General features: G+C 44.0%; 14 protein-coding genes. 10 read left to right on the top strand and 4 right to left on the bottom strand.

Annotated elements, in window-relative coordinates; translation table 11 throughout:
- The 3 genes from FZC79_RS23985 to FZC79_RS07290 form a co-directional block, all read left to right on the top strand.
- A partial coding sequence (locus tag FZC79_RS23985) for an IS3 family transposase (RefSeq protein WP_148946159.1) occupies positions 1-146 on the top strand: 146 nt, incomplete at its 5' end.
- Positions 147-736: 590 nt separating this feature from the next.
- A complete protein-coding gene (locus tag FZC79_RS07285) occupies positions 737-6,310 on the top strand; it encodes a pullulanase (RefSeq protein WP_148946160.1) in 5,574 nt (1,857 codons plus the stop codon).
- A 286-nt stretch (positions 6,311-6,596) separates the two neighbouring features.
- Positions 6,597-7,697: an acyltransferase family protein gene (locus FZC79_RS07290; protein WP_148946161.1), complete on the top strand. Its 1,101-nt coding sequence runs from the start codon at positions 6,597-6,599 to the stop codon at positions 7,695-7,697.
- A 232-nt stretch (positions 7,698-7,929) separates the two neighbouring features.
- Here FZC79_RS07290 and FZC79_RS07300 read toward each other — a convergent pair whose 3' ends face one another.
- Positions 7,930-8,637: a hypothetical protein gene (locus FZC79_RS07300; RefSeq protein ID WP_148946162.1), complete on the bottom strand. Its 708-nt coding sequence runs from the start codon at positions 8,635-8,637 to the stop codon at positions 7,930-7,932.
- Between the two features lie 275 nt (positions 8,638-8,912).
- Here FZC79_RS07300 and FZC79_RS07305 point away from each other — a divergent pair, with 275 nt between their 5' ends.
- A complete protein-coding gene (locus tag FZC79_RS07305; RefSeq protein ID WP_148946163.1) occupies positions 8,913-9,341 on the top strand; it encodes a hypothetical protein in 429 nt (142 codons plus the stop codon).
- Positions 9,342-9,942: 601 nt separating this feature from the next.
- On the opposite strand, the gene FZC79_RS07310 is transcribed toward FZC79_RS07305, so the two are convergent.
- The gene (locus FZC79_RS07310) at positions 9,943-10,929 is read right to left on the bottom strand and encodes an S-layer homology domain-containing protein (protein ID WP_187442679.1); all 987 of its coding nucleotides are present in this window, start codon (positions 10,927-10,929) and stop codon (positions 9,943-9,945) included.
- 304 nt (positions 10,930-11,233) lie between these two features.
- On the opposite strand from FZC79_RS07310, the gene FZC79_RS07315 reads away from it, so the two are divergent.
- Positions 11,234-11,452 carry an aspartyl-phosphate phosphatase Spo0E family protein gene (locus FZC79_RS07315; RefSeq protein ID WP_148946165.1) on the top strand — a complete coding sequence of 73 codons (219 nt, stop codon included), beginning with the start codon at positions 11,234-11,236 and terminating at the stop codon, positions 11,450-11,452.
- Positions 11,453-11,604: 152 nt separating this feature from the next.
- Here the strand turns inward: FZC79_RS07315 and FZC79_RS07320 are convergent, their stop codons facing one another.
- Together FZC79_RS07320 and FZC79_RS07325 are read right to left on the bottom strand one after the other, a co-directional pair.
- Positions 11,605-13,260, bottom strand: a complete 1,656-nt coding sequence (locus tag FZC79_RS07320; RefSeq protein WP_148946166.1) for a M4 family metallopeptidase — start codon at positions 13,258-13,260, stop codon at positions 11,605-11,607.
- A 264-nt stretch (positions 13,261-13,524) separates the two neighbouring features.
- Positions 13,525-15,678, bottom strand: coding sequence for a choice-of-anchor J domain-containing protein (locus tag FZC79_RS07325; RefSeq protein ID WP_148946167.1), 2,154 nt, complete (start codon positions 15,676-15,678; stop codon positions 13,525-13,527).
- A 425-nt stretch (positions 15,679-16,103) separates the two neighbouring features.
- On the opposite strand from FZC79_RS07325, the gene FZC79_RS07330 reads away from it, so the two are divergent.
- From FZC79_RS07330 to FZC79_RS07350, 5 genes are all read left to right on the top strand, one after another.
- Positions 16,104-16,862, top strand: coding sequence for a transporter substrate-binding domain-containing protein (locus tag FZC79_RS07330; protein ID WP_148946168.1), 759 nt, complete (start codon positions 16,104-16,106; stop codon positions 16,860-16,862).
- Positions 16,863-16,890: 28 nt separating this feature from the next.
- Positions 16,891-17,550, top strand: a complete 660-nt coding sequence (locus FZC79_RS07335; RefSeq protein ID WP_148946169.1) for an amino acid ABC transporter permease — start codon at positions 16,891-16,893, stop codon at positions 17,548-17,550.
- On the top strand, positions 17,543-18,277 hold the full coding sequence (locus FZC79_RS07340) for an amino acid ABC transporter ATP-binding protein (protein WP_286365358.1): 735 nt from the start codon (positions 17,543-17,545) through the stop codon (positions 18,275-18,277). Before FZC79_RS07335 ends, FZC79_RS07340 begins: the two co-directional genes overlap by 8 nt.
- Before the next feature lie 83 nt (positions 18,278-18,360).
- Positions 18,361-19,563: a M20 family metallopeptidase gene (locus FZC79_RS07345; RefSeq protein ID WP_148946170.1), complete on the top strand. Its 1,203-nt coding sequence runs from the start codon at positions 18,361-18,363 to the stop codon at positions 19,561-19,563.
- Between the two features lie 101 nt (positions 19,564-19,664).
- Positions 19,665-19,862, top strand: a complete 198-nt coding sequence (locus FZC79_RS07350) for a hypothetical protein (protein WP_148946171.1) — start codon at positions 19,665-19,667, stop codon at positions 19,860-19,862.
- The last annotated feature ends 660 nt before the right edge of the window (positions 19,863-20,522 follow it).

Consider the following 20,522-nt stretch of genomic DNA (forward strand, 5'->3'; position numbering starts at 1 on the left):
AGACAAGAGAACAGGCTGCCAAGGCCATTAATTTCTATATATCAGCTCGTTATAATGAGAAGCGAAAACATTCGACATTAGGCTATCTTTCGCCTAACAACTTTGAAAGAAAATACCAACTGGACTCTTTGAAAAATATCTCATAAATGTACCATTTGCCTGAGGAATGAATGATTCGATTTTGAATCACTCATTCCTCAGGCCCAGCAAACGAAGTGCGGTAGCAAAGTCAGTTACAAAATACCTTTTTAAATTGTCCATTTTCTTGACAGAAGTCCAAGATTGAGAGAATTAGGCCGAGATGTGTATGAAGTAAGCCGTACTTCGGTCAAGTGAGAGAGATTTCGGCGGAGATATGTATGAGATGAGCTCTACCTCGGTCAAGAATGAGAGATTTCGCCAAAGATATGTACAAAGCAGCCTCTTTATCCCTAGAAATCCTAGCAACCCTAGAAACAGGCAACTGCACCAAACCCCGACTTAAGTCCTGCCACAGCCCTATCTAATAAAAGACCCAAAGACCCATCTTTCCAAAAAAGATTGATTAGTGAAAAACTTCATAGTAACTTAATATATAAGTAGGATGATAGCGTTTGCATAGAGGGAGAAGTTTGTGTAGTTGCCATGGAATGAGGATGTTTGCGCCAATTTGTGCAAACGATTTCACAACTGCATTTGTTTTTATGCTTTTGTGAAAACGGTTTCACCGATAATAAAAGGTACAGGAGGAAAAGGGATGCGGAGAAATAAGTTTCAAAGAATGACAGCTATCTTTTTATCATTCATTCTTGTGATCTCGATGTTCGCAGGATACATACCGGGGGCCCATGCAGAGACGGGAGACCGTTCTGTCAGCTTGTCTTATGAGCGGGCCGATGGGGAGTATGAAGGCTGGAATCTGTGGGTTTGGGACACGGGTGTTCAGGATGACCAGATTGATTACACAGAAGTGAAGGATGGCAAGGCGATTTTCAATATCGCTGTCAGTCCTGATGTGGATGAAATTGGTTTTGTTTTAAGAAAGGGAACGGACTGGTCGGAAAAGGATGTCGACGGTGACCGTTTTATTACATTGAATAAAAAAGATTCAGTTACAAAGGTACATGTGAAGAGCGGAGAGATGGAGTTCCATAAGGTGCCGGATGGTTCCGGTCCAATAGTGGAAGATGGCCAGGCGACTTTCTTCTTCCGTGACAAGGAATTATACACGCAGGGCACAATGGATACTATTGAAAAAGTAGAGCTTGAGATTCTGGGAGAGCGCTATGAAATGGAGGCTCAGCCGGAGAACGAGCGGTGGAGTTATACCCTGCAGGACCTTCCTCAGGGAGAGCATCTCTACACGTACTTCGTAACGGTGAACGGTGAAACAACTCAGGTAACAGATCCTTATAATACGGTTGACGGACAGTCTATCGTCACTTATCAAGTGGCTGACTTCCAAGTTTCAGCGTCGGTTCAGCCGGAAGCGGTGAGCTACAACGAAAACGCGGTGGTTTCTGTTGATCTTGGAACAGACAATGAGGCTGAGATTCGAGAGATGTTCATTGATTTAACAACCATCGGCGGAGAAGAAAAAGTCAGCATCGATCCGCAGCTGAAGGAGCTGGCGGTTGCTGTTGACCAGAAGGTGACAGCAGGCGTGAAAACCCTGCCGATCACAGTGGTGGACGAATTTGGCAACACACACAAAGCAGAGGCTTCCCTTGAAGTGAAGGCACGGACCTTCACTGGTGAAGAAGCGGACTTTGATTGGGATGAGTCAGTCATTTACTTTATGCTGACGGACCGTTTTTTTGACGGAGACAGTTCTAACAATGATCCTTATGGAATCGGCTATGATACTTCCAAGAGTGGAACCTATCAAGGCGGTGATTTTAAAGGAGTAACGGAAAAATTAGATTATCTTGATGAACTGGGCATCAACACGATCTGGCTGAGCCCAATTGTCGATAATATTGACTATGATGTCAGAAGTGAGAATCCAGATACGCCTTATTATGCCTACCATGGATATTGGGCGGATAACTTCGGAGAGCTGAACCCTCATTTTGGTTCTATGGCAGATTTCCATCAATTGATTGATGAAGCACATAACCGCGGAATCAAAATCATGGTGGATGTGGTGCTGAACCACTCGGGTTACGGATTGAAGGAAAGTGATGCCGGAACGACAGGCATTCCTAACTTCCCGACAGACGAAGATCGTGCGCGCTTTGACGGCATGCTTCGTGACGGCGGCGATGACACGATCCGCGGTGAATTGTCAGGTCTGCCTGACTTCCTGACAGAGAACGCTGAGGTTCGTGACCAGATTGTTCAATGGCAGACAGACTGGATTGAAAAATCAACAACACCGAACGGCAATACGATTGATTATTTCCGTGTGGATACAGTCAAGCACGTAGAAGATACGACATGGATGAAATTTAAAAATGAGTTAACGAAAGTAAAGCCTGACCACAAGATGATCGGTGAGGTCTGGGGAGCGAACGTGGACGAAGATTCCGGTTACCTGAATTCCGGCATGATGGATTCACTGCTCGACTTTGATTTTAAAAACCTGGCGAGGGACTTTGCGAATGGCAGTCTGACTGCGGTTGAGTCTAAGCTGGAAAGCCGGAATGGTGAGCTTTCAAATGACGCAACACTTGGACAGTTCCTCGGCAGCCATGACGAAGATCGTTTCCTTGAAGCAGTGGAAGGCGACCTTGGCAAATATCAAGTGGGTGCGTCACTGCAGCTGACGGCTAAAGGACAGCCGGTCATCTATTATGGAGAAGAACTCGGCCTTCCTGGTAAAAATAATTATCCGGTCTATGACAATCGTCCGAATATGCCATGGGATGAAACGGACGGAAATAAGGTGCTGACGCATTATCAAAAGGTACTGGATTTCCGCAATGCGCATACCGATATTTTTGCAAAAGGCGAGCGCAGCCAAATCGCGGGCTCGGACAGTGAAAAATATCTTGTGTTCCAACGAAGCTATAATGAAGAAGAAGTGTTTGTCGGATTGAACACGGCATCCTCGGCCAAAGAAGCATCAGTGGACTTCAGGTTGGGAGATGCGGTCGTAACCGATCATTATTCTGACAAAACGTATACCACTTCCTCTGATGGAAAAGCGACGGTAACATTGCCGGCCATGGAAGACGGCGGTACGGCATTGTTCACAATTGAAGGCGGAGTTCCTGAGGAAGAGCCGGGAGATGCCGGTGAAATAGCAGAAGACACGCTTCGCATCCACTATCAAAGAACAGACAACAGCTACGAAAATCTCGGTCTATGGTTATGGGGAGACGTTGAAACTCCTACAGAGAACTGGCCATCAGGCGGAAAAGCGTTTGACGGAGTGACAGAGTACGGTGCGTACGTTGATGTGAAGATCAACAGCGACGCACAGGAAGTCGGGTTCCTCGTATTAAACAGAACCAACGGAGATAAAGATGGCGGAGATAAAATAGTTGAACTTTCTTCTCCTGAACTGAATGAAGTTTGGATAAAGCAAGGTTCTGACGAAGTCTTTCTATATGAACCGGCCCAACTTCCCGAAAACACGGTGAGGATCTACTATGACCGTGAAAAGAAAGACTACGAAGGCTGGGGCCTGTGGAACTGGGGCGATGTTGCCGCACCGTCTGAAGGCTGGCCGACTGGAGCAGCGGATGCAGCGGGAATTGGCAAGTTCGGTGCCTATTATGACATCGAATTGGCAGAGAATGCTTCACAAATCAATTTCCTGTTTGTGAACAAAACCACTGGTGCTCAGACAGGAGACATGTCGTTTGAAATGCTCGATCAGTACAGAACGCTGTTTGTAAAAGAAGGCGAAGACAAGGTGTATACGGATCCTTATGGAGCAGGCAAGGCTTCCCTTTTATCAGGAGAAGTGCTTTCCGAGGAATTGATTTCCCTTCGTTTTTCCAAGACAGAAGGATTGACGGCCGAAGAGTTGAAAGCGAACATTTCGGTTTCGGATAAAGATGGAAATGAAGTAACCATCTCTGAAGTGACAGTGGAAGGCGAAGAGAAGGTCCACCTTCACGGTACGTTTGATATCGAGAAGCTTTCATACACCGTTACCTACGGAGAACGTTCGGTAGAGGTGAAGTCAGGATGGAAGCTGATCGATGAGATGTACGGCTATGATGGACAATTGGGAGCCGAGCTTCATAAGAAAGGTACAGCCACATTGAAGGTCTGGTCTCCGAAGGCCGATAACGTTTCCGTTGTTCTTTACGATAAAAAAGACCAGAACAAAGTGGTGAAAACCGTTGAGATGGAAAAAGGCGAACGTGGTGTCTGGTCTGTGACTCTTACGAAAAAGAACACCGGCGTCTCGAATCACAAGGGCTATTACTACCACTACAAAGTCACTCATGGTGAGGAAACAAAACTGGCGCTTGATCCTTACGCGCAGTCCATGGCAGCCTGGAGCAGCGACTCGGGCGACCCTGTAGGGAAAGCAGCAATCGTCGATGTTTCAAAGGTTGGTCCGAAGCTTGATTTTGCTGATATACCAGGCTATGAAAAGCGTGAAGATACCATCATTTACGAAGCTCATGTACGTGACTTCACATCTGACCCGAATATCGCAGATGAACTGAAATCCGAATTTGGCACATTCTCCGCTTTCGTGGAAAAATTGGATTACATTGAAGACCTGGGAGTAACTCATATCCAGTTGCTGCCGGTGATGAGCTACTACTTCAGCAATGAGTTCGAAAAAGAGGAAAGAATGCTGGAATACGAATCAACCGACACGAACTACAACTGGGGATATGACCCGCAAAGCTACTTCTCTTTAACCGGCATGTATTCGGAAAAACCGGAAGATCCGGAAAAGAGAATCAAAGAGTTCAAGAAGCTGATTAAAGAGATTCATAAGCGCGACATGGGTGTGGTCCTTGATGTGGTCTACAACCATACGGCGCAGGTGTCAATCTTTGAAGATCTTGTACCGAATTACTATCACTTCATGGACGGTGATGGCACGCCAAGAACGAGCTTCGGCGGCGGACGCCTCGGCACAACGCATAAAATGTCCAGAAGAATTTTAGAAGACTCCATCATGCACTGGGTCAACGAGTACAAAGTCGATGGCTTCCGCTTTGATATGATGGGCGACCACGACGCGGAAAGTATCCAGAGAGCATTTGATCAAGCGAAAAAGGTGAACCCGAATCTTGTGATGATTGGGGAAGGCTGGAGAACGTTTGCAGGGGATGAAGGCGAGCCGGTTCAAGCTGCTGACCAGGATTGGATGCAGCACACAGAAGCGGTCGGAAGCTTCTCCGATGAGTTCCGAAATGAGTTGAAGTCCGGTTTCGGAAGCGAAGGCCAGCCAAGATTCCTGACGGGCGGCGCACGAAATATAGACCAGATTTTTGACAACATTAAAGCGCAGCCTCATAATTTTACAGCCGATCAGCCGGGAGATGTGGTGCAATATATCGCAGCTCACGATAACTTGACGCTGTATGACGTGATTGCGCAATCAATCAAAAAAGATCCGGATGTCCCGGAAAATAACGTGGAGATTCATAAGCGTGTTCGAATCGGAAATGCGATGGTCCTGACCTCTCAAGGAACAGCATTCATCCATGCCGGCCAGGAATTCGGCCGCACAAAACAATGGAGAGCGGAAGCAGAAACGGCTCCTTATAAGTCCACTTACATGACGGACGAAAACGGAACGCCGTTCAAGTATCCGTATTTCATCCATGATTCCTACGATTCATCTGACATCATCAACCGAATCGACTGGGAAAAAGCAACGAACGAAGAGCTGTACCCGGTGAATAACGTGACAAGAGAGTACACATCCGGATTGATCAAGCTGCGCCGCTCAACGGATGCCTTCCGTCTCGGTTCAAAAGAGCTGATCGATTCGAACGTCACATTGCTGGACGCCCCTGAAATCGGAGATCAGGATCTGCTGATCGCCTACCAGGCCAAAGCAACGAATGGCGATGTGTATCACGTATTCATTAACGCAGATTCTAAAGCCAGAACATTGACTTTAGAAGAAGACTTGACCGGTGCATCCGTACTTGTCGATGGTGACGAGGCTGGTGTTGAGGAAGTTTCCGAGAGAACCGGTTTTGACTTGAAGGAGGACAGCATTGCGCTGGATCCTTTGACGACGGTTGTTGTGAAAGTTGGAGATGGTGAGGAAGAGGAAGAGGAAGAGGAAGAAGTGGAGAAGCCGGGCAAAGGTGATGATAAGCACCGCTTCCCATTCAAGAATTTCCTTATATATTTATGGAACAAATACTTCTCGAATTACTTTCCTTTTCAGCCTTAAGTGTTAATTTGCAGCACCTTTGAAAGATAAGATTAAGCTGAAAGAGCATCTCTTTATGAGGTGCTCTTTTTTGTATTGGTGACAGTCACCACCCGAAATATGTCGAACCCGCTACGAGAAGTGAACAAAATTGAATGAACATTACCGATTATTCGACTTAAAACGGGTGGTGACTGTCACCAGCTAAATACACAAGACAAAATTCTTTATAAAGAACAAAATGTGTACTATAATGGAATTAACATAAACTAAAGGAAGTTTTGATTCTTTAAAGGAGTGAACAAAATTGAGAAAACGATTGGTTTTGATTCAACTGTCTAGGGCATTGGTGCCTATTATGGTAATGCTGTTTCACGTTTCGGTGAATATGGAGGGGTATTGGGATTATAATCTACTCGGGTTGTCTTCTCTTCCGATTTCCGGCGGGGTGAATTACTTCTTTGCTTTATCCGGTTTTATGCTTTTTTATATTTATCAGAAGAAATTAGGGCAGCCTAAACAGTTAAAAGGATTTCTGCAAAGCAGGTTTGTCCGGATTTATCCTGTTTATTTTGTTCTTACGCTGATTGCGATTCCGGTTCTGATTTTCTTTCCGTACTTAGGTGTCGGCCATGAGATCAATTATAATACGATTGTTCATTCCTTGCTGCTTATCCCTGAGGTGGATGGTGTGAAGCCGGTGCTGGATGTGGCTTGGTCCCTGGTTTATACAGTCTATTTTTATATGATTTTTTCAGTATTGTTTCTTTCCAAAAAGGTTTTCTCTACGATCTTTCTGACAACATGGACCATTATTTCCATTGGTTTTGCGACAAATATTTTGTGGGCTGAGCAATTTATCCCTTACTTCTTTTTCTATCAATATAACTTAATTTTCCTGGCAGGGATGCTTTGTGCCTATGCTGTGACAAGATTTCAGCCTTCGATGCTTGTTTCGGTTGGCTTGGTTATAATCGGACTGGCCGGTTTTCCGTTGACTTGGTTAAACTATCTTAACCCAATATTGGATAACAGTTATTATGACTTGTATACAGGGCTCTCCTCTGTCTTTATCATTTACGGGCTGGCTTCTATCGACATGAAGAAGGAAATTAGAATCCCAAGTGCGCTGAATTACTTGGGAAGTGCCTCGCTTTCCATCTACCTGGCACATAACCTGGTGCTGAATACCTTCTCTGAGATATTCAGCAGGACAGGAGTGTTTTATGCAGCAGGACCGATTGTAACGGGCATCAGCCTGCTGGTTATCATCACGTTCTTTGGCTGCCTGGTGCATTCGTTTATTGAGAAGCCGTTGACTGGCAAGCTTAAATCCCGCCTGGCAGGGGAAGCTGCTCCGATTGTAAAAGATAATTCTGGTAAAATACCGGCTGGACAAATAGTTTAGATAGGTAAAGCCCCTTCGCTGGAAGGGGCTTAATTATTGTTTAGGAAACTTTTTCTCTTTGGAACATTTACCTGTGGGGCTGATCAAGACGCTTGCGCTTTTGTTCCGTCCAGCTTCAGCGCCTAGCCCCTCGGGATCAAATAACCCCAAGAGAATAAAAGGGAAGACCGCCTTTTTTTCTCTTGGGAACATTTGCCTGTCAGGGCTGATCAAGACGCTTGCGCTTTTGTTCTTACCCCCAAGCTACATGAATGATCGAGTTCTTTTGAGAGATGGAATATCCCTTAGTATCGCTAAAGGAAACCGTCACCTCTGCGCCCGTTTCGTGTACGAGCTTAATATTTTCAATGATTCCCTGATATTCACTGTCCGCAAAGAAATCTAAGAGTATTCCTACCTGCTCTTTAGGAACACCGGCAGTGCCAGTTGACATAGAAAACAAAAGAGTGTCATCTTTCATTATTACGAATAAATCGGTGTTTTCGAGGGCGTACAGGATACCGCCGTGTTTTTTTGCAATCGCAGCAAGCTCCTGAAACTTTTCTATATCCATTATATTTGTGTATTCACTGCCATTTAGGATGATTGACTCATTTTGTTTAGCTGAATCGGTGGAGGTAATATTATTTTTGCTCGTGTTAGTTGGTGTATCCGTATTTTCTTCGTCTTCATTAGTGCTTCCAGAATCGCTCGCCTTATCTTCGGTTTCATCTGTTCCTGTAGGAGATGGTTTTTCTTCTGTAGAATTATTATCAGTATCTTTCTGATGAGGGGCGTTGTCTTTCTTGCTTTCTTCAATACTTTCAATCTTGGTTTCCGGGCTCTTCCCAGACTGATCTAGATTTGCGTTAGCTGTGCTTTGGGTACCCTGATAGTGAAATGCACCAGCGGCTATGAAGAATAGGACCATAAAGACGATTGCAGAAAATTTCTTTTTCATTTGAAACCTCCATGGTATTTGATTTAATTTGCTATATAACCTTTAGACGAGACGAATTATCTTTTTGTTTCAATTTTATTACATTTTTTAAAATAATTTTACAAACTCCTTTAAGAATGCCGGCATCTCATCGTAAGGAGAAAAGCAAATAAGGTTTTCACCACAAGAAGGTGATTTCTGTTTTTATAAGGAGGTTATTTACCCATAGAGTTTATTTTAAGCTGGGTAACGTGTAAGATTATTTTTAAGATAAAAAGTAAAGGGGGATACCCGGTATGAAACTTCTAAAAATATCTGCCGTAGTTTTGATAGTATTTGGAATTGCGGGCTTTGCGATTTACCACTTCGGCACCAATATGGCTACGGATAAGATAGGGGACTATGTTGAACAGGAATCAGCCAACCCAGGTCAAGTCGAGGAAGTGAAGAGGCAGGTCGCGGCAAATCCTGAGCTTCAACAGTTTTTAAAAGACGGTACTGAAAATGTGGATCCAAGCTCATTGGTTTACCAGACAAAAGAAGAAGCAATCAACGGTGTAATTAAGAAAGTGGGCATAAGCGAGTTGATGGATCTTCAGTCGATGGTATCGGATGGCGTCACTCCTGAAGAACAGTCGGAAATCCTGGCTTTGCTGGAAGAAAAAATGAGTGAAGAGGAAATCCTTGCTCTTAAAGTTTTGGTTAACGAAGAGCTGGGTTTATAAGAGGGAAACCGGCCTTTTTCGGTCGGCAGGTATGTGGATTTTTATATCCGGAATTCAGTGCATGGTATTTTGTATATTTCCTCACCACCAGTGTATAGGTAAGTGCTCTGGCAAATGTCAAAACAGCTCGGATAATGATTTTTCCTGATACCTGGAGGAATTCCCTATAAATTGAATTTTTTCGGTACTTCCTTCCTGCACCTATTTGCTATCGACATAAATCGACAAAATGTGATATAAATATATCAGGCGAGCTTTTGGTTGGTAATCCAACCTGGGCGAAAAAGACACCGACTCTGGAAAAGTCGGTGTCTTTTTTTATTTATAAATTTGCTGCACTATATAAACAACGGTACATTCGATGGCTGTCCAGTGACAGTCACGCCCCGCAATTTGTCGAATGACAGGGGGCTAACAGCCTTAAAGGATACAGGAAAATTTTTAACAGGATGATTTTATGTGAAATTTCCCCACTTACTCACGAAAAGGTGTAGCTTTTGTACATTTCCTTCTTGCGAATTTAAGCTGAATAACAAGCTAACCGGAAAGAGCGCATAAAAAAGGAAGGGCGTTCGATACGCCTTTCCTAAGAACTCACTGTTTATTTTGTTATGAAAATCTGAACCCAATAATGCCGATAGGGCCCTCCTTGTGCATAACCTGCTCCCATGTGAGTAAAGTTGGGATTCAGCATGTTGTCACGGTGACCGGGACTATTCATCCATGAAGATATAGCAGCAGAAGGTTCTGCTGAACCCGCAAACAGATTTTCTCCAGCAAGACTGTATGAAACTCCAAAGTCTCTTAGCATATCGAAAGGACTGCCGTAAGTAGGTGAAGTGTGTGAAAAATAAGCATTCTCGGCAAGATCTTTCGCTTTAAGCATGGCAACCGGCTCGGCTTCCCCAGACATTTTTAGCAAAGGAACTCCTATTTTCGAGCGCTCGACGTTAGTTAATCTCAAGATTTCATTTAATAAGTCATTCTCTTTGTTTAGCATCAATGTTCTTTCTATAAAAACAACCATCTGAGCCCTTGAAACAGAATCTCCCGGAGCATAATAGCCTTCACTTACTCCAGCAGTAATTCCTCTGCCCACAAGTGTGGAAACATAGGGATAGGCCCAATGAGCTGAAGGCATATCCTTGAATTGGTTAGGGCTCTTACCTTCCAGATTAAAGGCATTCACTAGAATTTTAGCCATTTCCGCTCTGGTCAAATACTTGGAAGGATTAAAAAATGAGACATTTTCGAAAACGCCTTCATCTGTTAAGGCCGCGATATATGGGTAGGCTTGATCATTTTTCTTAATATCCAGAAACTTTGGCTGGGGTCTGTTGGAAATATCAATTTGTAAAGCACGGCCGATAATAATGGCAGCATGCTCCCGAGTTACATTAGTGTTTGGCCTGAAAGTTCCATCTCCGAATCCATTAATGATCCCCAGGCTGCTAATATAGGCTATTTCCTTATTGGCCCAATGATTCTTGGTAACATCGCTGAACCCTTCAGCCGCTTTAGTTCCAGGTGAAAAGAGTGATAATGATAGACTCACAGTAGTTAAAATAACGAACAAAAGCTTTTTCAAACTGTATTTTCCCCTTTCGCTCACATAATCTTCTTAATCCTACTTAATAGAGAGTGCATTTAAAAGGGACAAATAACCCGGGTAATTTGATGTGTTTGTGATGGAAGGTAACATTGATAGCAGTGAATTTGAAATATATATTGATTGATAGATTAAAAGAGTGGTTGAATTCCCAGCTCTTAATGAGAAAATAATTGGTTTGCAGCTTTAGTTACCTAAGAAGATAAAAAGGTTAACATTTCCAGGAAAAATATATTCCATTTAAAGGGATTTTATACTAAAATAGTAAAAAAGGAGGAGTTCCATGGTAGGTGTTTCGCACGAAGAACAAGTTGAGTACAGCAGAAATAAAATGATCTTTGCCATCCGCAGCTATGGAATGACTTCTGCAGAGGCCATTAAAGCTAGTCAAGAATTAGACGAAGTTCTTAATAGTATTCAAGTGGTCCCTGCAAACGCGGATATAAGAGAAAAGGAAGAAAAAATAGTGACAGTCACCTCCCGAAATTTGTCGAACTTATAGGTGGAAAATATTCCTTCACTATACATATATAAAAATATTCCTAATTCAACAAGCAAACGGCTAACCAAATTAAGGTTAGCCGTTTTATTTATTGTTAAATGCTCCCGTATTGTATTAAGCTCCTCAATTCGACAAAACTCGGGGCGTGACTGTCACCAGATGCCCACAGAATCAAATCCGCCGGCAGCAGCTGCCACTTCAGGACTGCCTTCCCCATAAAGGTCGATGGCCGATTGAATGATCGATTCCCGGGCATGGCTGAAATCAGAGTCAGGTGTCAGGTAGACGGTAAGTGCGCGATAATAGATTTTTCCGAGCTTTTCTCGTCCGATGTCTTGGGCTGTCAGATAGGCGGCATGGTTGATGATGGAGGAGTTGATGTGCACTCCGCCGTTGTCCAAGTCACGCGGCAGGTCGTAATATTCATCCATATGGGACGGATACATGCCGTCGCCATTTCCGTATGGCACATAGGCAGCGCCGACCGGGAATCTGCTCGGGTCACTCAAACTTCTCAGTGCGTCCCTGCCGCCTTCTCTTGCTGCAGGAGCCATGATGTCTTCTCCCATTTCCCAGTCAGAGTCATCAATTAATGCTCCAAAAATATCAGAAAATGCTTCGTTCAACGCACCCGACTGGAAGCGGTAAACCAGGCCGGCCGAATTGGAGGTTACCCCGTGGGCCATCTCGTGGGCGGCTACATCAAGACCTGCTGATAGCGGCACCATGAATTCACCATCACCATCTCCATAGACCATAAAAGTTCCGTTCCAGAACGCATTATTATAGTCTTCGCCGTAATGGACGACAGACTGAATCGGCATGCCATTATCATCAAGTGAATTACGGTCATGTTCGTGCTTGTAGTATTCATACACTTGTTCTGAATTATAATGGGCATCCACTGCAGCTCTGTCAAAGTCATCCTTGAAAGATGCGTCTTTTCCATGGAACACTTCTAGATAGCCTTTCGAGTAATCATATGTAATGATCCCCTCTAATCCCTCATGGCTGTAGTCAGCAAGGTTAAATACAGTTCCTCCACGCTCGGGCTTGCTTCTGGAGATGTGTAATTGGCGGTGTTCTCCCCACACACCGATGCCGACTCCTTTTTGGGTTTTGATTTCATCGGCATGCATGATGGCGTTGTACTGATCGATGACTTTCCCTGTTTTGGCGTCGACAAACACATACCAGTTTCCGGGTTCCTCACCGAGGAAGCTGAGGTTCACTTTATGAGCAAGATGATTTTTTCCTTGAAACGGATAGATCACAAGGTCAGAAGATGGAAGCTGATCTAAGGTGGAAGGTGCGTCAACGGAAGCTTTTGCAGTCTCTAGAGCCGTTTTGACTGAGACATTCGGAGTAGTATCCAGATTGCTTTTTTCGAGTTGTTTATTTAGGGTACCGTTCACTGCGGTGATTTCATTTTTATCATTGTAGTGGACGAGCACCTCTGCTCCTTCAACAGGAACACCATTTTTTGTTTGGTTGTAGCGGAAGTGAGTCATGCCGAGTTCGTCTGTTTCTTTCTTCTTCAGCTTTAGGTTTCCTTGAGGGTTTTTCATGCTGAGTTTTGCTTTATTTTCATTGAGGAAGCTGAGGGCGTCTGCAGATGTTGCACCCGAACGTTTGGCTGCGTGTTTTTCCTTCACGAAAAGCGGGACATTGGCATTTTCGTTCCATTTCTTTGCAACAGCATTTTCTGCCTGTGTTTCAGGCTGCGCGGCCAGGACGTTACTGTAAGGAAGGGAAGCGGAAATCAAAGCGGTCGTAATCAGAATGGGGGCAAGAACTTTTTTCTTCAATAAAATTCCTCCTATAATCAAGTTAGTACAAGTATAGAAGAGTTAACAGGATATTACATGATTAGTTAGAATTATCTTACAATTATACAAAATAGTGACAATGGTACAAGCTTCGAGATCATTTCGAGGGTCGAAATAGATAGAAAGTCCTTTAGTCTATTAACGCGCTAAGAGGGACAGTCCCTCTTAATGCGTTAAAGTAATAAATTATCTAAGTAAAAAAAGCAGCCGGCTGATCCATTAGGACAACCGGCTGCATTTCTATTATTCTTTTTTTCCTTTACCTTTGCCCTTATTTTTCTTGTCTTTCTCTTTCTTATCCTTCGTAATAACCTCATATGAAAAGTCTACTGGATTTTTATCAGAAGGAGGAGCTGCATAAGTCGTGATCATGTAGTTGTTTCCGTCTTTGAACAACTGGCGAAGCTGCAAAGCATCCTCTTCGGTTACGTTGAACGGCTCAACATGATGGACTTTATATTTCGTTTTAGCACCTTTGCCTTTGCCGACAGTACGCTCATTGATGAACGTAACAGTGTATTCCACAAATTTTCCAAGAAGTTCATTCTGAGATAAGAACTCTTCTGCAGAGCTGCCGTCGTTAGCATAGCCGATTTCAGGGATTTCAATATTATCAATGAACCAGCCGCTGTTAGTAGTGCCCCAGTCTGTCAAATAACGGAATGAAATGTGCACCTTCTGGCCTGTGTATTCAGAAAGGTCGAAGCTTTCTTTCTGCCAGTCTTCGGATTGACCTGTGAATCCAGGAACATTCTCTTTTATTTTAGGGTAGCCTTCCTCTACAACATCCGAGCGGGTATTTTCATTTGCAAGACTTGTCCAGCTTTGTCCGCCGTCAGTAGAAACTTGAACAACCCCGAAATCCCACTGCTCTTCGATATCGATGAAGTTATCAAAATTAAGGGTAGCCTTGTCAACGCTTGAAAGATCTGCTTCAAAAATCAGTGCGTTATCAGCTTCGTCTCCTTTATTGCCCCATAGCACTTGGTTGTCGCTTCCGAGTGGATCTGCAACACTTTCCCAAGGGATAGGAAGGAAGTCCACGCCATCAAAGGTGATTTTGTCTACTTTTTCTTGGAAATCAAGTTCTTTAAAGTCACCGCCCCATGCAGGCACGCCTTCTTTTTCAAATGTTAATGCTTTATCATAATCCACAGTGAAGCCGCGTTTTGTTCCTTCGTTATCAACCTCTAAATCTCTTAAATCAATGCTGTCAAAATCATATTTGCCGCCGGTGCCGTCATCAAGGGCAAGAGCTGTAATAAATTGATTGTACAACTCTGTGAAATCCATATCAATTCCATTGTTAACAAGGGCAGCGTTTACGCCGTCCATTCCTGTTTCTTCACTCAGGGCAAGTTCACGAACGAATTCTTGTCCGAATTTGTCGTATAGGTACAACGTGAAGAGATACACCTGTCCATAATCTGCAATCGTTTCAGGACCTGTTTCCGTTACTCTGTGCTCGTCCCAGTTAACAAGAGAATTCTCCGGATGATCCAGGTAGAAGTTGATGGATCCTTCTCCATGTCCGTATCCGCCGAGGAATTCAGAGAACGTTGACATCCCTTCATTGATCCACGTTTCCTCAGCAGCATCATTATCAGCATGAATCAAGTGCTGAAGTTCGTGGATTGTCGTTGCATAAAAAGTGTCTTCCAAGCGGGTCTCCCAGCTGTTGGTATCAATGGTGATAATGTTTCTATCCATGTAGTTTTCAAGTGTCTGCCAGAAGAAACCGGCCACGAAGAATGGATAAGAAGGATCATAGTAGCCATCATCTTTAATATTGTCTACAAGCATGATGACCTTGTCGCTGCCTTCGTAATAGCCTTCAGGAAGGCCGACCATTCCTGGAAGCGGCGAGTTTGAGCCATCAAGTTCATCAGGGGTGCCGAAGAAATCTGTTGCAACAGGATACATATTACTGTCGAATTCGTCTTTTAGCTTATCAACCTGCTCTTGAGTCACCACGTGCGCAGGGCGGGTATCTCCTTCAGGGAAGGATAGGTCATTCGCCACCCAGATTTCCACGTTATCGCCAGCACTTCGCAGAGTAAACTCCTTAAAGGCTAAATCGCGATCGAGAAACAGCTTAGTGCCACCGTCATATGTAAAAGTAGAGTCTGCACTCTCTTCTTGAGCAGCTTCGGTTTTATCCTGGTTGATCTGGTCAGCCTGTTCTTTGATCTTTTGCTCAGCTTTTTTGATAAAGGAGTCACTTTCTGAAAGCTTATTCAATTGGCTGTCAATATCGATTCTGTCACCATAACGCTCTGTATTCCAATTCGGCGAAGCTGCAGCTTCAGCAGTGCTTGTCACCCCGACAGTTGGAATAGCAAGGGAAAGTGCAAGGGTGCTGGTAGTTAAGATGGATAATAGCTTTTTCTTTTTCAATGAACATTTCTCCTCTCAAACTAGTTTAATAAGATTTTCCCATTCTATTTAAGAAAAGAATGACTTATTCAGAATGTTGTATAATCCCGTATTAATATAATTCTGAATATAAGGAAAACTTTTCTTTATTACAACATAAAATAAAACAAATTTTATCGGAATTTGTAAAAAGGGGTAATTGGCTCTAGGGATTTATTAGTTTAAAGGAAGAAAGACCCATAATTCGGGTGGTGACAGTCACCACCCGAATTATCTTGTTTCACAGAAAAGAAGTTTAGAAGAATACCATCAGAACCACTACATAAATATACAAAGGGAGGTCCTTTAGACAAATAATTATAAAAATTATTGTATAATTATGAGAATGTGTTAAAATACATTTTATTGAATAAATATTAATTATAATTTTAGGGGGATCAAGCAATATGAAAAAACTTATGACAGGTTTAATGGCGGTAGTAATGGCCGGTTCGCTCGCGGCTTGCGGTACATCAGAGGAAACGAGCGGGGAGGGGAAAGAGAAAATTGTTATGGGGACATCGGCAGACTTCCCTCCATTTGAAACCCATGATACTGACGGAGAAATTGTCGGCTTCGACATTGACCTTGCCAAGCATATTACAGAAGAGCTTGGATATGAGCTGGAGATCAAGGATATGAACTTTGACGGATTGATCGGTGCGCTTCAGGCGGACACGGTGGATTTTGTGGCTTCCGGGATGTCCGCCACAGATAAACGAAAAGAGAATGTTGATTTTTCGGTTGAATACCATCGTTCAGGAGAAATGTTCATCACTTTGCCAGAGTCAGAGATTGAGAGCATGGATGATTTAGACGGCACGAAGATCGGCGTCCAGCTTGGAACGATCCAGGATGAAGCCGCGAAAAAATTAGCAGATACCATTGAGATTGAGGTAAAGGCCTTGGATAAGGTGCCGGCTTTGATTCAGGAGCTGAAATCGAAACGTATTGATGCGATTTACTTAGATAAAACGGTGGCTGAGGGGTACATTGAAGAGCTGGACCTCAAAGGCTTTGATGATGAAAGTTCCTTGTCTCCTGGAATGGCTATTGCTTTTCCGAAAGGAAGCGAACTGGCAGAAGATTTTTCTGAAGTGATTGAAGAAATGAAAGAGAACGGCGAGCTGGAGAAGCTCCAAGAGAAATGGCTGAAAGATGAATAAATATTAATAAGAAATGAGGTGGGCAGGCATGGATTTGGATTTTCTCCAGATCGTGCCTTCTATTCCTTTTATACTGAACGGAGTCTGGGTGACGTTACTTTTCGTTTTGGTGTCAGGAATCGTAGGCTTTATCATCGGAACAATACTATCATTATTCAAGATTGGCAGAATCAGAGTGTTAAGGTGGTTAGCGGATGCCTATACATCCGTTTTCAGGGGTACTCCGCTGATTTTACAGCTGATGCTGATTTATTTTGCCACTCCCCAGCTGACAGGCTATGACATTCCGCCATTCCTGGCAGGGATGCTTGCATTCGGGCTGAATTCAGGAGCGTATATCTCGGAAATCATACGTGCGGGGATACAGGCAGTGGATAAAGGGCAGAGGGAAGCTGCAGAAGCGTTGGCCATTCCATACCGGCCAATGATGAAGGATATCATTTTGCCGCAGGCGCTGAAAAATATTCTTCCGGCCCTGATGAATGAATATATTACTTTGACAAAAGAATCCGCGATTGTTTCGACAATCGGGTTTTTAGATATTATGAGAAGATCGCAAATCGTCAGTGCCAATACATACACAGCCTTTGAACCGCTGATTTTTGCCGGGTTCATTTACTATGTGCTTGTAATGGGCTTGACGCTGCTCGGAAGAAGATTGGAAAGGAGGCTGCGCCAGAGTGAGTAAGGAGTATATTAAAATAAAGAATCTTCATAAAACATATGGCAAGCTGGAGGTTTTAAAAGGAATTTCGACAACGATTGGCAAAGGAGAAGTCGTGGCGATCATTGGCCCGTCGGGTTCGGGGAAATCAACGATGCTGCGCTGTTTAAATCTTTTGGAAACTCCCAGTAGCGGTGAGGTCTGGATCGGTTCGGAAGAGATTACGAATCCGAAAACCGATATAATGAAAGTGCGGCAGAACGTTGGGATGGTATTTCAGCATTTCAACCTTTTTCCTCATAAAACGGTTCTTCAGAATGTCATGTATGGCCCGATGGTTGTGAAAGGTGAACCAGAGGCCGAAGCAGAGGAGAATGCAAGACGGCTTTTGAAGTCAGTAGGCTTGTCGGAAAAAGCAGATGACTATCCGAACCGGCTGTCCGGCGGGCAAAAGCAGCGTGTCGCCATAGCGCGGGCGCTTGCGATGTCACCGGATGTCATGCTGTTTGATGAGCCGACATCCGCATTGGATCCCGAGATGATCAAGGAAGTGCTGGATGTCGTCAAATCCCTGGCACATACAGGAATGACGATGGCCATTGTCACGCATGAAATGGGCTTTGCCAAAGAAGTCGCAGACAGGATTTTGTTCCTGGACGGCGGGGTACTTATGGAAGACGTCCATCCTGAGGAGTTTTTCCATAATCCAAAGAGCGAGCGGGCTAAAGAATTCTTGGAAAAGGTGCTTTAATGCTTTAAACCACTAAGAGGGACTGTCCCTGGTCGTGCTTTAAAGTGTTAAAGCGTCATACTTTTGTAAGGAGGTTGGTTGATATGAATCCATTAAAACAGCGAGTTGCGGAAGAGATTGATGGTCTGAAGACAACTTTCGAAAAAATCAGTATTTATATAGGAGAGAACCCGGAGCTGGGCCATGAGGAATTCAAGGCGAGCAAGGTTCTTTCCGAAACGCTGGAGAAGTTTGGTTTCGAGGTCGAGATGGGGACCTGCGATTTGCCGACTGCTTTTCGAGCTGTTTTTGACAGCGGGAAGGAAGGTCCGGTGATTGGCTTCATGGCTGAATACGATGCGCTGCCTGAAGTCGGACATGCATGCGGCCATAACCTCATTGGCACAATGGGCATCGCTGCCGGAATAGGCCTTAGCAAGGTCATCTCCGAAACAGGGGGAAAGGTGATTGTCTACGGAACCCCAGCAGAAGAAACCCGCGGAGGCAAAGTGACGATGGCTGAGGAAGGAGTATTTGATGAACTGGACGCGGCGATGATGGTTCACCCGCTCAATAGTTATGTGAAGAGTGGTTCTTCCCTGGCAATGGACGCCATTCAGTTTGAGTTTTTCGGCAAGCCGACTCATGCAGCCGCCAGCCCGCAGGATGGAATCAATGCACTGGATGCCGTCATTGGAACTTTCAACAGCATCAATGCCCTGCGTCAGCATATCCTGCCGTCCGCCCGTATCCACGGGATCATCACAGAGGGCGGCAAGGCTGCGAATGTCACACCGGATTATGCTGTGGTGCAATTTTATGTTCGCGGAAAAACACGTGATTATGTAAATGAATTGACAGAAAAAGTGAAGAAGTGCGCGGAGGGGGCAGCTCTGCAGACCGGGGCAGAAATGAAGCATTCCTTTTACGAATTCTCTTATGATGACATGATTACCAACTCTGGATTGTCCGACGCTTTTACAGAAGAGTTGGTTGCGTTGGGAGTTTCTCCTTCTGAAATCCAGGAACAGCGCGACGGCAGCGGTTCGCTCGATATGGGCAATGTCAGCCAGATCGTGCCGTCGATCCATCCTTATATCAAAATCACGGAAGGAGCCTTTGCCTGCCATACCCATGAATTCCGGGAAGCGGCCATGACGGACCAGGCGAGGGAAGCGATGATTCTTGGAGCGAAGGCGATGGCGTTGACTGGGGTGGAAGTATTGACGAACAAAGAGCTTTTGGAGCGGATAAAAAAAGAATTTCCTGGGCGTGACAGTCACGACCCGGAATTTGTCGAATATTGATTTTTTATTAAATCTAAGACTTTTCATCTTAATAAGAATAATGCCATAGTTAAAGAGAGACCCTATAAACTATCCTACTAGTAAAGAGGAGGGGAAGGGTCATGCAGGAAAAACGCCGCGGCAGAAGTCCTCAAGAACAACAGGAGCAAGTAGTACAGGCTCAGAACCAAGCAGGACAGTTTGGAAAAGGTGACACAGAGTTCTCCTTGGATGAAGATGTACAAAAAGCTGTTGCGAAAAGCCAGCAATACCAGGCAGAGCACCAGCAGCCTACTTATGAACCCAACAAGCCTTTCTAAAGGTGTACTAGAAAAGCCGGAAGCCTGAATAACCAGGCAGCCGGCTTTTTTTGTGCGTGAAAAATGCTGTTATTAATTAATGGCCCTGAAAACCCCTGGCTTTGCCGGAGGGTCCCTGAGAACTTATAACCTGATATAAAAAAATCTACCTCCATGTTAGGATAAGCGGGTTTCCCTATCAGTTCATTCCATTCTAGCAGGAGGTATGCCATATGAAGGACATGAATAATTCTCTAAAATAAGCGGAAATTTTCTGGTTACGCCCTCGAATAGAATTCAATTTGGAGTATATAAGCAGAATTTTTCCGCTTATTCACAGCAAAAAGAAATGTTTTCTGGTCTTTTAAAAAGGCTGTTTTCGCAAATATTGTTGCTTTCGGAAAAATCCTAAGAGCCGGATTTTTCCCCGAATACTAAGAGTTATTATCTAAGCGGGAAAGAGTAGCTCTTTTCTTTTCGTTAATACTAAATTATTCTTTCTTACGATGATTATTTTTTCGGAATTAGTATTAAATAGCAACAAAGTTTACGAAAACAGCCTTTAAAAAATAAGGGGGGGGAACTTCTCCGCTTATTTTAGCTATTTTTCGTGCTATTACTTATGTAAGAGAATTCTTCCTTTATTTCTCAATTTTTTTAGATAATAAATTGCTAGAGAAA

It is taken from the genome of Rossellomorea vietnamensis (assembly GCF_008180615.1).
GTDB classification, from domain to species: domain Bacteria; phylum Bacillota; class Bacilli; order Bacillales; family Bacillaceae_B; genus Rossellomorea; species Rossellomorea vietnamensis_D.